Raw genomic sequence first — 13,278 nt, 5'->3', positions numbered from 1 at the left:
CGAGTGAAGACCGAACTTCCTACCCAGAATGACCTGGGCGAGGTTCAGAGGGTCTGCGGTCGATACCGCACTCTCAGCGCTGTGGCGCTCCCCTGTCGGAATATGAAGATGTACGTACTGACGGAACAGCCCTCAGACTACCGCTCGGTCGCGGCGAGCTGACCGCACGCCCCGTCGATCTCCTGGCCACGGGTGTCCCGGATCGTCACCGGTACACCGTGGGCCGCGATCGCCTCGACGAACGCCTTCTCGTCCTCCGGGCGGGAGGCGGTCCACTTGGAGCCGGGCGTGGGGTTGAGCGGGATCAGGTTGACGTGCACGGGCTTGCCCTTGAGCAGCCGGCCCAGCAGGTCGCCGCGCCACTCCTGGTCGTTGATGTCCCGGATGAGGGCGTACTCGATGGACAGCCGGCGCCCGGACTTCTCGACGTAGTCGAACCCGGCGTCGAGGACCTCGCGCACCTTCCACCGCGTGTTGACCGGCACGAGGGTGTCGCGCAGCTCGTCGTCCGGGGCGTGCAGGGAGATGGCGAGACGGCATTTGAAGCCCTCGTCGGCGAACCGGTTGACGGCCGGCACCAGACCGACCGTCGACACGGTGATGCCGCGCTGCGAGAGCCCCAACCCGTCCGGCGCGGGATCGGTGAGGGCTCGAATCGCACCCACGACGCGCTTGTAGTTGGCGAGTGGCTCGCCCATGCCCATGAAGACGATGTTGGACAGTCGCGCCGGGCCGCCGGGGATCTCGCCGTCGCGCAGCGCCCGCATGCCGTCCACGATCTGGTGCACGATCTCGGCGGTCGACAGGTTGCGGTCCAGGCCCGCCTGACCGGTGGCGCAGAACGGGCAGTTCATGCCGCAGCCCGCCTGCGAGCTGATGCACATGGTGACCCGGTCGGGGTAGCGCATGAGCACGGATTCGACGAGGGTGCCGTCGAACAGCCGCCACAGCGTCTTGCGCGTGGTGCCCTGGTCCGTCGACAGGTGCCGCACGACCGTCATCAGCTCCGGGAGCAGTGCCTCCTGCAGCTTGGCGCGAGAGGGCGCCGGGATGTCGGTCCACTGCTCCGACGCGTGAGCGAACCGCGCGAAGTAGTGCTGCGAGAGCTGCCTGGCGCGGAACGGCTTCTCGCCGATCGCGGCGACCGCCTCCTTGCGCTCGGCGGGCGAGAGATCGGCGAGATGCCGCGGTGGCGTCTTGGCTCCGCGCGGCGCGACGAAAGTGAGTTCTCCGGGCTTGGGCATGGTCCTCCCAGTGTCGCAGATCCACCGGTGTGGCCCGTGACCGAGGATTCACAGGCTCGCAAGGACCCGCCTCGGGCCGCTGCAGGGGCGGGCCCCGTGCTCGTTCAGCCGGTGGGGGTGGTGCGGATCGCGGCGATGTCGAACTGGAGGCGGACCTTCTCGCTCACCATGGCACCGCCCTCGGCCAGTCTGGCGTTGTAGGTCAGGCCCCAGTCGGAACGGTTGATGGTGGTGGTGCCGTCGAAGCCGACGCGCTCGTAACCGAACGGGTCCGTCACATGGCCGATGTAGGTGAGCTCCAGGTCGACGGGACGTGTGGTGTCCTTGATGGTGAGGTCACCGGTCATGCGGTAGACGTCCGCGTCCACGAGGTGCACGGCGCTGCTGGTGAAGATCATCCGTGGGTAGGTCGCGGCGTCCAGGAAGTCGCGGCCGACCAGGTGCGCGTCACGTTGCTCGACGCCGGTGTCGACACTGGCGGTGAACAGCGCGATGTCCGCACGGCAGCGGGCCGGGTCGCGGCCGTCGAAGTAGAGGCGGCTGTCGTACTCCGTGAAGGCGCCGCGCACCGTCGTGACCATGGCGTGCCGCACGGAGAACCCGATCCTGCTGTGCGCGGGGTCGATCATCCACTCGCCGGTGAGCGCCTGCAGGGCGGGATCGGGCCGAACACCGGCACTCCGATGCGCCGGGGCGGCGGGGCTCAGCGGGGCACCGGAGGCCACGGGTGCGGCGGGAGCCGCCGCGCGTCGGGCTGGGGAGCTGCGGCCGAAAAGGTTCATGCCGCATGTAGTTATGTCAGCGTGACCGGGGCCCGCAAGGCCTGGTCGGAAAACCCGACCCTTCATCAGCAGACCTTCACAGGTGGGTGCGTCTTACGGACGCGACGGGACAGAGGGGCCCGCCGCCCTGTGGACGACGCGCCCCTCTGGCACCGTGCGGTGGGCGGGCGCCCGGTCGGCGCAGGTCAGGACGACCCTACGAACAGGACCATCAGCAGCCACACCACCGGCGCCGTCGGCAGCAGCGAGTCCAGGCGGTCCATGATGCCGCCGTGACCCGGCAGCAGTGTCCCCATGTCCTTGATGCCCAGGTCCCGCTTGATCATGGACTCGCCCAGGTCGCCGAGGGTCGCGCTGGCCGCGACCGCGAGCCCCAGCAGGAGGCCCTGCCACCAGGAGCCGCCGTCGATCAGGAACTGCATGCACAGCGCGCCCGCGCCCATCGCGAAGGCGACCGCCCCGATGAGTCCCTCGCGGGTCTTGCCCGGGCTGATACGGGGGGCGAGCTTGTGCCGGCCGAAGCGCCAGCCGACCGCGTACGCGCCCGTGTCGCTGACGACCGTCAGCAAGAGGAAGGTCAGCACCCGCTGCGGGCCGTCGCCGGCGGTCAGCATCATGGCGACGAACGTGGCCAGGAACGGCACGTAGAAGGCGGCGAACAGGCCTGCCGTGACGTCCCGGAGGTAGCCCTCCGGCGGTTCCGTCATACGCCAGACCAGGGCCGCCAGCGCGGTGAGCGCCATCGCCACCCAGGCCCCCTCGGCGCCCCGCACATACCCGGCGACGACCATCGCCGCGCCGCCGACCGCCAGCGGCACCAGCGGCGCCTTGATGCCCTTGCGCTCCTCCAGCCGCTTCGTCAGCTCCCACAGTCCCACCACGACGGCGACCGCTACGACACCGACGAACACGGCCTTGACGATGAACAACGACGCGACGATCACGACGCCGAGCCCGACGCCGACCCCTATGGCCGCGCCCAGGTCGCGGCCCGCACTCTTCTTCTGCGGTGCGGGTGCCGGCTGCGGGACGTCGGGCATGGGCTCCGGATTCTGCGGCGCCGTCCACGGGGACGGCACCTGCGGCGTCTCGTCGCGGAACAGGGGGCCGCGTCGACGGGCGGCGGCCCCTCGGTCGTCATCCTGGTCTCCGCCGGGCGCGGGTACCTCGGGCACGATGGGCATGGGGCGAGTCTGCTGGGCGTCATGCGCATCGTACGCGGGACCCGCCGGGCCGACGCCCTGGCCAGGCCCCTGCTCGGTGGGCCCCCAGTACCCGGCCTGTGGCGGCGCCCCCCAGGAAGAGTCGTTCATCAGACCTCGAGCAGCTCTGCTTCCTTGTGCTTGAGCAGCTCGTCCACCTGGGCGACGTACTTCGCGGTGGTGTCGTCGAGCTCCTTCTCCGCACGGCGGCCCTCGTCCTCGCCGACCTCGCCGTCCTTGACGAGCTTGTCGATGGCGTCCTTGGCCTTGCGGCGGACGGAGCGGATCGAGACCTTGGCGTCCTCGCCCTTGCCCTTGGCGACCTTGATGTACTCGCGGCGCCGCTCCTCGGTGAGCTCGGGGAACACCACACGGATGATGTTGCCGTCATTGCTCGGATTGACGCCCAGGTCGGAGTCGCGGATCGCCTGCTCGATGTTGCGCAGCGCGCTCTTGTCGAACGGCGTCACCACGGCCATACGCGGTTCCGGCACCGAGAACGAGGCCAGCTGGTTGATCGGCGTCGGTGCACCGTAGTAGTCGGCCACGATCTTGTTGAACATCGCCGGGTGCGCACGACCGGTGCGGATCGCGGCGAAGTCCTCCTTGGCGACCACGACGGCCTTCTCCATCTTCTCCTCGGCCTCGAGGAGGGTCTCTTCGATCACCACTTGCTCCTGCGTGTCTTGAGTAGGCCCGGCAACGGTCCTCATCGGTCTGCGGCCGGCTGCGTCGCGTCTTCTTCCTGCACGGTTCCCGACCGGCAGGACATTGTCCATCCCCCGGTCAGGGTCCGTCGCCCGGACGGGGTCCACCCCCGACGGGTCTGCCTCCGGTCACTCCCGGCCGCCTTGGTCACCCACGAGTGTGCCGATCTTCTCACCCTTGACGGCCCGCGCGATATTGCCCTCCGCCAGCAGCTCGAAGACGAGGATGGGCAGCTTGTTGTCCCGGCACAGCGTGATCGCGGTCATGTCGGCGACCTTCAGGTCGCGGGTGATGACCTCCCCGTAGCTGAGCGAGTCGAACTTGACGGCCTCGGGGTTGGTCTTCGGGTCGGAGTCGTAGACCCCGTCCACACCGTTCTTACCCATCAGCAGCGCCTCGGCATCGATCTCGAGGGCCCGCTGGGCGGCGGTCGTGTCGGTGGAGAAGTACGGCATGCCCATACCGGCGCCGAAGATGACCACACGGCCCTTCTCCAGGTGGCGCACGGCGCGCAGCGGGATGTACGGCTCGGCGACCTGACCCATGGTGATGGCGGTCTGCACGCGCGAGTCGATGCCCTCCTTCTCCAGGAAGTCCTGCAGGGCGAGGCAGTTCATGACCGTGCCGAGCATGCCCATGTAGTCGGAGCGGGCACGGTCCATACCGCGCTGCTGGAGTTCCGCGCCGCGGAAGAAGTTGCCGCCGCCGATGACGACGGCGATCTGGGATCCGTCGCGCACCACGGCCGCGATCTCCCGGGCGATGGCATGCACCACGTCCGGGTCGACACCCAGTCCGGTGCCGCCGGAGAACGCCTCTCCGGACAGCTTCAGCAGGAACCGGCCGCGAACTTTGCCGTCGTCGCTCTTCTCGGCCTTGGTGGTCATGGAGATCTCCTCGTGGTGCGCATACGAAGAAGGCCATTGCCGGTGGGGCGTGTTTCGCATCCCATGCGCGGCAATGGCCTCCTCGTCAGATCTGCTGTCGTCCGCCACACGCGTGTGCGGGTCGGCCTACGCGGGTGCGCAGACGACTGCTTCCGACCCTACCGGGGTCGCGCGTCGATCGCGGTCCGGACTCAGATGCCGACCTTGATGCGCGTGAAGCGCTTCAGGGTGACACCGGCCTCTTCCAGGACCTTCTGGACGGACTTCTTGTTGTCCAGCGCGTAGGGCTGGCCGAGCAGCGTGGCGTCCTTGAAGAAGCCGTTGAGGCGACCCTCGACGATCTTCGGCAGGGCGGCCTCGGGCTTGCCCTCGGCGCGGGTGGTCTCCTCGGCGATGCGGCGCTCGGACTCGACGACCTCGGCCGGGACGTCCTCCTTGGAGAGGTACTTCGGCGCGAAGGCGGCGATGTGCTGGGCGACGCCCTTGGCGACCTCGGCGTTCGGCTTGTCGAGCTCGACGAGGACGCCGATCTGGTACGGCAGGTCGGGCATCGTGCGGTGCATGTACGCCGTCACGTAGCCGTCGGCGAACTGCGCGAAGCGGTCGAGGACGATCTTCTCGCCGAGGTTGGCGTTGGCCTCGTCGACGAACGCCTGCACGGTCTTGCCGGGCTCGATCTCGGAGGCGAGCAGGGCCTCGAGGTCGGCCGGGGAGGTCTTGGCGACGTGCTCGGCGATCGCCTGGGCGGCGGCCTGGAACTTCTCGCCCTTGGCGACGAAGTCGGTCTCGCACTTCAGCTCGACGAGAACACCGGAGGAGTTGTCGTCGGCGAGGATGGAGACCACGGCGCCGTTCTCGGCGGAGCGGCCCTCGCGCTTGGCGACGCCCTTCTGGCCCTTGATACGGAGCGCCTCGACGGCCTTGTCGACGTTGCCCTCGGCCTCGTCCAGCGCCTTCTTGCAGTCCATCATGCCGGCGCCGGTGAGCTCACGGAGCTTCTTGACGTCGGCGGCGGTGTAGTTCGCCATGATTTTCGTGAATCTCTTCTCGGAGTTCGAAGTCTCGAAGCGGCGGCCGCCGACCCGGGGGCGGGCGGCCGCCGAAGATCTACGGGCTACGGAGATCTACGGCCGGTGGAGATCCGCCGGTGCGAATCTACGGCCCGAAGCAGATCTAAGGGCTGCGGGTGAACGGCGGGTGGCGCCCACGGCGCCCCCCGCCCTCATCTCAGCCGAACGGCCCTGAAGGTCAGGCCTGCTCGCCCTCGGCGGCCGGAGCCTCGGCCGGCTTCTCGGCCTCGGCGGCAGGGGCTGCGTCCTCGGTCTCAGCCTTCTTCTCACCCTCGAGCAGGTCACGCTCCCACTCGGCGAGCGGCTCGCCGGCGGCCTTCTCGCCCTTGCCCTCGGCGGCCACGCCGGAACGGGCGATGAGGCCCTCGGCGACCGCGTCGGCGATCACACGGGTGAGCAGGGTGACGGAGCGGATCGCGTCGTCGTTGCCCGGGATCTTGTAGTCGACCTCGTCGGGGTCGCAGTTGGTGTCGAGGATGGCGACGACCGGGATGTTGAGCTTGCGGGCCTCGCCGACCGCGATGTGCTCCTTCTTGGTGTCCACGATCCAGACGGCGCTCGGCACCTTCTGCATCTCGCGGATACCGCCGAGGGTCTTCTCCAGCTTGGCCTTCTCGCGGGAGAGGACCAGGAGCTCCTTCTTGGTCAGACCGGAGGACGCGACGTCCTCGAAGTCGATCTGCTCGAGCTCCTTCAGGCGCTGCAGACGCTTGTAGACGGTCGAGAAGTTGGTGAGCATGCCGCCCAGCCAGCGCTGGTTGACGTAGGGCATGCCGACGCGGGTGGCCTGCTCGGCGATGGCCTCCTGCGCCTGCTTCTTCGTGCCGACGAACATGACCGTGCCGCCGTGGGCGACGGTCTCCTTGACGAACTCGTAGGCGCGGTCGATGTACGACAGCGACTGGAGCAGGTCGATGATGTAGATGCCGTTGCGCTCGGTGAAGATGAAGCGCTTCATCTTCGGGTTCCAGCGACGGGTCTGGTGACCGAAGTGGACGCCGCTCTCCAGCAGCTCCCGCATCGTGACGACGGCCATGGCCGTTCTCCTTGTGTTTTCTCGGTTGTCCCTGACGCCCGCGTGCGCCGTGCCGCGAAGGACCGAGGAGGCGCTGACACCGGCCCGCGGGGGCCCGGTGTCGGGGCGTGCGAAGTCGACCCGGTGACCCGGATCGCCACAAGAAGTGTACGGGACCGCCGGGGTGGCGGGTGACGCCGCTGTCCACAACCGGGCAGTTGTCCACAGGTTCCGGCAGGTCCGCCCTGGGTCCGGCACGGTACCCGCATGCGAACGAAGCGATGCGTGCGGACATGGCCGGCGGCACTGCTCCTGGTCATGGCAGGGATCCCGGCCACGGCGGCATGGGCGGGCGGGCGGCCTCCGGCCGTGGCACCACCGCCGGCCCGGGAACCGTCGACAGCGGCGCCTGCGGCGGCCCGGGGGCGTTCACCGGGGGCGCCCACGCCGGGCCCGGACGGCTCGGTGCCGGCCGTGGGCCGACTGTGGCCGGTGGGTGTGCGCCCCACGGTCGTACGGGGCTGGGAGCCCCCGGCGACTCCGTACGGCCCGGGCCACCGGGGCGTGGACCTGGCGGCAGCCGCGGGGGACCCGGTACGGGCGGTCGCCGCCGGGCGGGTGACGTTCGCGGGCCGGGTGGCGGGACGGGGCGTGGTCTCGGTCGACCTGACGGGTACCGGCGACCCTCCGCTGCGCACGACGTACGAGCCCGTACGCGCGTCGGTACGCGAAGGGGACGAGGTGGCCCCGGGTGACGTACTGGGCGCACTGGAACCGCCCACGACCCACTGCCCGGGCCCGTGCCTGCACTGGGGCCTGCGCCGAGGGGACACATACCTGGACCCGCTGTCGCTCCTGCCGCCTTGGCTGCTGCGGGCGGGGCCCTCCCGGTTGCTGCCGGTCGAGGGGGTGCCTGTGCCTGTGTCGGTGCCTGTGTCGTAGGCGAGGGCTGGTGCTCGGGGGCGGGGTGGGGAGGGGGGAGGGGGCGGGGGCGGGGATCAGCCCCGGACGCCGCGCAGCGCCATCCCCACCGCCACCTCCGTGATCGCCTCCGGTTCCTCCGCCGCGCCCAGTTCGATGCGCCGTACCGCCGCGTCGACCACGCCCTGGAGCAGCATCGCGGCGAGTCGGGGTTCGCGGTGGCCCAGGTCGCGCAGGGCTTCGACGATCATCGCGACGAGCCCGCCGTGCGCCGCCCTGATCTTCTCGCGGGCCCCGGCTTCGAGTTCGCTGGCCGAGATGGCCACCACGGCCCGGTGCCGCCGGTCTCCCACGAGCGCGAGCTGCCGTCGTACGTAGGCCTCGATCTTGGCCTCGGGGTCTTCCGCCGCCGCCATCGCCGCCTCGACCTCCGCCGCCCACACGGGGAAGTCGACCGCGCACAGTTCCTCGACGACGGCCGCGCGGGAGCGGAAGTACTCGTAGACGGAGGAGCGGGCCAGGCCCGTGCGCTCGGCGAGAGCCGGGAAGGTCAGCGCCTCCGTGCCTCCCTCGGAGAGCAGGGACCGTGCCGCGTCCAGCAGGGCGGCTCGCTGCATCGACCGGTGCTCGGCCACGGAGGCCGCTCGAATCCTTGGCACGTCCCCCACTGTACGGACGGACCGGCACCGACGGCAGTCGCTCCGGCCACACGCGGCCGGTGACGGGATCGCGCCTCAGCGGCCGAAGGCGGCCAGTTTGGCCCGCAGCTGCAGGACCGACTTCGTGTGGATCTGGCTGACCCGGCTCTCGGTGACGCCGAGCACGTTGCCGATCTCGGCCAGCGTGAGCCCCTCGTAGTAGTAGAGCGTGACCACGGTCTTCTCGCGCTCGGGCAGCGTGTTGATGGCGCGCGCCAGGAACCTCCGCAGCTCCCGGTCCTCGGCCACCTCCACCGGATTGTCGGCGGCGGTGTCCTCCAGCGTGTCCATGAAGCTCAGCCCGTCGCCGTCCTCGCCACCCACGTGCAGCAGTTCTTCCAGGGCCACCACGTTCGCGAGGGACAACTGGCTGAAGACGGCATGGAGCTCCTCGACGCCGATGCCCATCTCCGCGGCCACCTCCGCCTCGGTGGGCGTCCGCCTCAGGCGCGCCTCCAGGGTGGCGTACGCCCGCTCCACACTGCGTGCCTTCTGCCGGACCGATCGTGGGATCCAGTCCAGCGCCCGCAGTTCGTCGATCATGGCGCCCCGGATCCGGGTGATCGCGTACGTCTCGAACTTGATCTCCCGGTCGATGTCGAACTTCTCGATCGCGTCGATGAGCCCGAAGACCCCCGATGACACGAAGTCCGCCTGGTCCACGTTGGCCGGCAGGCCGACGCTCACCCGGCCGGCCACGTATTTCACCAACGGTGAGTAGTGCAGGATCAGCTGTTCCCGCAACCGCTCGTCCCCCGTCTCCTTGTACGACCGCCACAACTCGTCGAGCGTCGAGGGAGCGGGCGGGCGCACGTTGCCGCCGTCACGGGCGGCTGGGGGAAGCGCCGCCCGGTCGGACCCGGAGGTGTGCTGGGGCATTCGTCGCCTTGTGCCGTTCTGCAGTGAACTGGTGGTACCTGGGTGAGCTGTCGGTCTGGTGCCGAGATGGCTCGTCTGAGTCGGAACCTCGTGAGCGTAGCGTGACTGCGGTGTCGCAGTGTGCGAAGGGCAGCGGATCACCCGTGCGCGAAATGGCCGTACGGGGCGGTTGCCGCAGCCGCCGCGGTAGCCGTGCGTGATCGCCGGAAAGGGTCAACTGTGGGAAACGCCAAGGCTGTCGGGGGTCGCCCGGACGGCCGACACACGCTCGGTCAGCACGGGAGGTGATCTTGTCGGCCGGCTGTGATCGCCTGGCGTGTCAACTTCCAGCCGTCGCCGTGTCGTTCGACGAATCCAAGTGATCGGAGTTCGTACAGTCTCCCGACTGCGTCGTCCCGGGTGGTCTGCGCGCCGCGGGCGATCTCGTGCGCGGACGCGGTGCCGCGCGCCGGCAGGGCGGCCAGGACCTGGCGGGCGGCGGGTTCCAGCAGGTCGCGGGGCAGGACGGGGCCGCTTCGTTCTGGGGCGAGTTCGCCCATGTCGCCGACCAGTTCCACGACGTCCGCGGCATCGGTGACGAGTTCGGACTCGCCGCGCAGCAGTTCGTGCACGCCGGCCGAGAGTGCGCTGGTGACGGGTCCGGGGACGCCCATGAGGAAGCGGCCGAGCCGCGCTGCGGCACGCGCGGTGACCAGGGAGCCGCTGCGGTGGGCGGCCTCGACGACGACGGTGCCGCGGGTGAGTGCCGCGATGACCCTGTTGCGGACGAGGAACCGGCTCGGTGTCGGGTGCTCCCCGGGGGGCAGCTCGCCCACGACGAGCCCCTGCTCGGCGATCCTGTCGATCAGCCGGCTGTGTCCGCGCGGGTAGGGCCGGTCGACGCCGCAGGCCAGGACGGCGACGGTGGCGCCGCCTGTCCCCAGGGCCCCCCGGTGGGCGGCGCCGTCGACGCCGTAGGCGCCGCCCGACACGACGACCCAGCCGCGCTCGGCGAGGTCGGCGGCGAGGGTGGCCGCGATGTGTGCGCCGTACTCGGTGCAGGCGCGGGCGCCGACGACGGCGACGGACTTCAGGGCCCACAGGCGCAGGCTGGGCCGCCCGCGCACCCACAGCCCGATGGGGCGTGCGTCTCCGAGGTCGTCGAGTTGGGCGGGCCACTCGGTCGTCCCGGGGCACACGAATCTCGCGCCCGTCTCCCGGGCGGCGGCCCAGTCCCGTTCCGGCTCGGTTCGTGCGGCCCGCGCGAGGAGTCCTGCCCACCGTTTTTCCGTCGCTCCCGGCAGTCGTCTGCCGCCTTCGCGCAGCCGCCGGGCCAGTCCCTCGGGGCCGTGTTCCCGCAGCCAGCGGCCGGCGGCCTCGTCTCCGGGTTCGATGACCCGGGTGAGGAAGATCCGGGCGAGGGTTTGGGCGTCCGGGGTGCCGTCCTCGCTCATGCGGGTGCTCCGATCGTCATCGGCACGCCCCTCGGGACGCCGGTGCGCAGTTGCAGTGCCAGGGCGACGTCCGTGGCGTTCGGCCGGTTGTGGCCCGCGAGGTCGGCGACCGTCCAGGCCACGCGCAGCACGCGGTCGAGCCCCCGGGCGGTGAGCACGCCCCGTTCCAGGTTGCGCTCGGCCTCGTCCATGGCTCCGGGTGCGGCGTGCCAGCGGTTGCGCAGTTCGCGCCCCGGTACGTCGCTGTTGGTCCGCCAGGGGGTGTCGGCCAGGCGGGCTGCGGCTCGTTGTCTGGCGGCGCGGACGCGGTCGGCGACGGTCGCGGTGCTCTCTCCGCGGGCGCCGCGGTCGGTGAGTTCGGCTCGGGTGACGGGGTCGATCTCGACGCGCAGGTCGACCCGGTCCAGGAGGGGTCCGGAGAGCCGGGCCTGGTAGCGGCGGACCGCCGAGGGTGGGCATTCGCACTGGGTGTCGCGCTGGGAGAAGCGTCCGCAGGGGCAGGGGTTGGCGGCGAGCACCATGAGGAACTTGGCGGGGAATCGTACGACGCCGGCGCTGCGGGCGATCACGACGTGCCCGGACTCCAGGGGCTGCCGCAGGGCGTCCAGGGCGTGGCTGCTGAACTCGGGGGTTTCGTCGAGGAAGAGCACGCCTCGGTGGGCGAGTGACACGGCGCCTGGCCGGGCGACACCGGGACCGCCTCCGACGAGGGCCTGCATGGTGGCCGAGTGGTGCGGGGCGCAGTAGGGGGCGACGTCGATCAGGGGATTGCCGGGAGGGAGCAGGCCGGCCACCGAGTGCACCGCCGTGACTTCCAGCGATTCCTGCCTGCCGAGCCTGGGCAGGATGGCGGGAAGCCGTTCCGCGAGCATGGTCTTGCCCGCGCCGGGCGGGCCTTCGAGGAAGAGGTGGTGGCCGCCTGCCGCGGCCACCTCGACCGCGGTGCGCGCCGAGTTCTGGCCGACGACGTCGGCGAGGTCGTGGCCGGTGTCGTGCTGCGGGGCACCCATGCTGTGCATCCCGGTGGCGGCTCCGGTGCCCGGTAGGCGCAGGCCCGCGTGGAGGGGGTCGGGTCGGCCTTCCAGGGCCGGTTCTTCGTCGGGTACGGGCTCATCGGCGAGGACGGCGATGAGTTGCCGCAGGCTGCGGACGCCGAGTACGGACACGCCGGGGACGAGTGAGGCCTCGGCGGCGGCGCATTCCGGCACGACCACCTGTTCGTAGCCGGCGTCCGCGGCGGCCAGGACCGCGGGCAGGATGCCGCGGACCGGCCGGACCCGTCCGTCCAGGCCCAGTTCGCCGATCATGACGATGTCGGTGAGGACCCGGGGGTCGATCCGTTCGGCGGCGCCGAGCACCGCGCAGGCGACGGCGAGGTCGAATCCGCTGCCGGCCTTGGGGACGGAGGCGGGGCTGAGTCCGACGGTGAGCTTCTTCTGGGGCCATTCGCCGCCCGAGTTGACCACGGCGGCCCGGACCCGGTCCCGGCTCTCCGTGAGGCTCTTGTCGGGCAGGCCCACGAGGGTGAACGCGGCGACGCCCGGTTCGAGGTCGGCCTGGACCTCGACGACCACGCCTTCGACGCCGACGAGTGTGACGGAGCAGGTGCGCGCGAAGCCCATCTCAGGCCACCGCCCGTGCGTGCTGGACGGCGGGTGCGCCGCGCTCGGGGAGCAGGACGCCGACCAGGTCGATGCGGACGCCTCCCGGTGGGGCGCCGCCGTGGGCCTGGATCCAGCGTTCGGCGAGGTCGCGCAGCCGCGCCGCCTTCTGGGGGGTCACGGCGGCCATCGGGTGCTCGAAGGAGCCGCCCCTGCGGGTCTTCACCTCGCAGACGACGAGGGCGTCGCCGTCCCTGGCGACGATGTCGATCTCGCCGCTTCTGCCGTCGCGCCAGTTGCGCTCCAGGATGGTCATCCCGGCCGCGGTGAGGCGTCGGGCGGCCAGGTCCTCTCCGTACCTGCCGAGTGCGTTGCGTGCCTGGTGTGTGTTCATGTCGGCACCACCTCCGGCGCCAACCGTCACGCGTCGGGCTCCACCGGTTGGATCTTGGTGGACTACTCGGCGGTTGTGGAGAACTCCGTCACCCACACGGGTGATGTCCCGGGCGTGTCGCTCAGCCGCCCGGCAGCTCCAGGTCGCTCTTGTTCAGCTCCTCGATGTTCACGTCCTTGAATGTGAGGACGCGTACCTGTTTCACGAAACGGGCGGGCCGGTACATGTCCCACACCCAGGCGTCCGCCATGGACACCTCGAAGAACACCTCGCCCTGGACCGAGTGCACCTGCATCTCGTAGTCGTTGGTGAGGTAGAAGCGCCGTTCGGTCTCGATCACGTATTTGAACAGACCGACGACATCGCGGTACTCCCGGTAGAGCTTGAGCTCCATCTCGGTCTCGTACTTCTCGAGGTCCTCGGCGCTCATGGCATGTTCCCCTT

14 protein-coding genes are annotated in these 13,278 nt (G+C 70.5%); 1 reads left to right on the top strand and 13 read right to left on the bottom strand.

Annotation, left to right across the window (positions count from 1 at the left end):
- Nucleotides 1-137: 137 nt before the first annotated feature.
- The 7 genes from rlmN to rpsB all read right to left on the bottom strand — a co-directional run bounded on the left by rlmN (nucleotide 138) and on the right by rpsB (nucleotide 6,929).
- Nucleotides 138-1,244 carry a dual-specificity RNA methyltransferase RlmN gene (gene rlmN, locus AC5WS8_RS21955; protein WP_496105142.1) on the bottom strand — a complete coding sequence of 369 codons (1,107 nt, stop codon included), beginning with the start codon at nucleotides 1,242-1,244 and terminating at the stop codon, nucleotides 138-140.
- A gap of 104 nt (nucleotides 1,245-1,348) precedes the next feature.
- Entirely contained in the window at nucleotides 1,349-2,026 is a 678-nt protein-coding gene (locus tag AC5WS8_RS21950) for a YceI family protein (protein WP_496105141.1), read from the bottom strand.
- 185 nt (nucleotides 2,027-2,211) lie between these two features.
- The gene (locus AC5WS8_RS21945; RefSeq protein ID WP_496105140.1) at nucleotides 2,212-3,339 is read right to left on the bottom strand and encodes a phosphatidate cytidylyltransferase; all 1,128 of its coding nucleotides are present in this window, start codon (nucleotides 3,337-3,339) and stop codon (nucleotides 2,212-2,214) included.
- A complete protein-coding gene (frr, locus tag AC5WS8_RS21940) occupies nucleotides 3,339-3,896 on the bottom strand; it encodes a ribosome recycling factor (RefSeq protein ID WP_044388432.1) in 558 nt (185 codons plus the stop codon). Before frr ends, AC5WS8_RS21945 begins: the two co-directional genes overlap by 1 nt.
- Nucleotides 3,897-4,064: 168 nt before the next feature.
- Nucleotides 4,065-4,823, bottom strand: coding sequence for a UMP kinase (gene pyrH / locus AC5WS8_RS21935; RefSeq protein ID WP_103839950.1), 759 nt, complete (start codon nucleotides 4,821-4,823; stop codon nucleotides 4,065-4,067).
- A gap of 191 nt (nucleotides 4,824-5,014) precedes the next feature.
- The gene (tsf, locus tag AC5WS8_RS21930; RefSeq protein ID WP_496105139.1) at nucleotides 5,015-5,851 is read right to left on the bottom strand and encodes a translation elongation factor Ts; all 837 of its coding nucleotides are present in this window, start codon (nucleotides 5,849-5,851) and stop codon (nucleotides 5,015-5,017) included.
- A gap of 220 nt (nucleotides 5,852-6,071) precedes the next feature.
- Nucleotides 6,072-6,929, bottom strand: a complete 858-nt coding sequence (rpsB, locus tag AC5WS8_RS21925) for a 30S ribosomal protein S2 (protein ID WP_496105138.1) — start codon at nucleotides 6,927-6,929, stop codon at nucleotides 6,072-6,074.
- 297 nt (nucleotides 6,930-7,226) lie between these two features.
- On the opposite strand from rpsB, the gene AC5WS8_RS21920 reads away from it, so the two are divergent.
- Entirely contained in the window at nucleotides 7,227-7,850 is a 624-nt protein-coding gene (locus tag AC5WS8_RS21920) for a murein hydrolase activator EnvC family protein (protein ID WP_496105240.1), read from the top strand.
- A 56-nt stretch (nucleotides 7,851-7,906) separates the two neighbouring features.
- On the opposite strand, the gene AC5WS8_RS21915 is transcribed toward AC5WS8_RS21920, so the two are convergent.
- From AC5WS8_RS21915 to AC5WS8_RS21890, 6 genes are all read right to left on the bottom strand, one after another.
- Nucleotides 7,907-8,464: a TetR/AcrR family transcriptional regulator gene (locus AC5WS8_RS21915; RefSeq protein ID WP_496105239.1), complete on the bottom strand. Its 558-nt coding sequence runs from the start codon at nucleotides 8,462-8,464 to the stop codon at nucleotides 7,907-7,909.
- Between the two features lie 99 nt (nucleotides 8,465-8,563).
- Nucleotides 8,564-9,406 (bottom strand): RNA polymerase sigma factor WhiG, encoded by an 843-nt coding sequence (whiG, locus tag AC5WS8_RS21910; protein ID WP_496105137.1) that lies wholly within the window; start codon nucleotides 9,404-9,406, stop codon nucleotides 8,564-8,566.
- Between the two features lie 272 nt (nucleotides 9,407-9,678).
- Complete coding sequence (dprA, locus tag AC5WS8_RS21905; RefSeq protein WP_496105136.1) at nucleotides 9,679-10,839, bottom strand: DNA-processing protein DprA; 1,161 nt, start codon at nucleotides 10,837-10,839, stop codon at nucleotides 9,679-9,681.
- Nucleotides 10,836-12,461, bottom strand: a complete 1,626-nt coding sequence (locus AC5WS8_RS21900) for a YifB family Mg chelatase-like AAA ATPase (protein WP_496105135.1) — start codon at nucleotides 12,459-12,461, stop codon at nucleotides 10,836-10,838. Before AC5WS8_RS21900 ends, dprA begins: the two co-directional genes overlap by 4 nt.
- A 1-nt stretch (nucleotide 12,462) precedes the next feature.
- Nucleotides 12,463-12,864 (bottom strand): YraN family protein, encoded by a 402-nt coding sequence (locus tag AC5WS8_RS21895; RefSeq protein ID WP_496105134.1) that lies wholly within the window; start codon nucleotides 12,862-12,864, stop codon nucleotides 12,463-12,465.
- 91 nt (nucleotides 12,865-12,955) lie between these two features.
- Complete coding sequence (locus tag AC5WS8_RS21890; protein ID WP_003965949.1) at nucleotides 12,956-13,264, bottom strand: DUF2469 domain-containing protein; 309 nt, start codon at nucleotides 13,262-13,264, stop codon at nucleotides 12,956-12,958.
- Nucleotides 13,265-13,278 lie beyond the last annotated feature (14 nt).

Source organism: Streptomyces sp. PTL18, from assembly GCF_059510295.1.
Note: the sequence above shows the minus strand (reverse complement) of the source record. Positions and strands in the feature narration are given on the sequence as shown.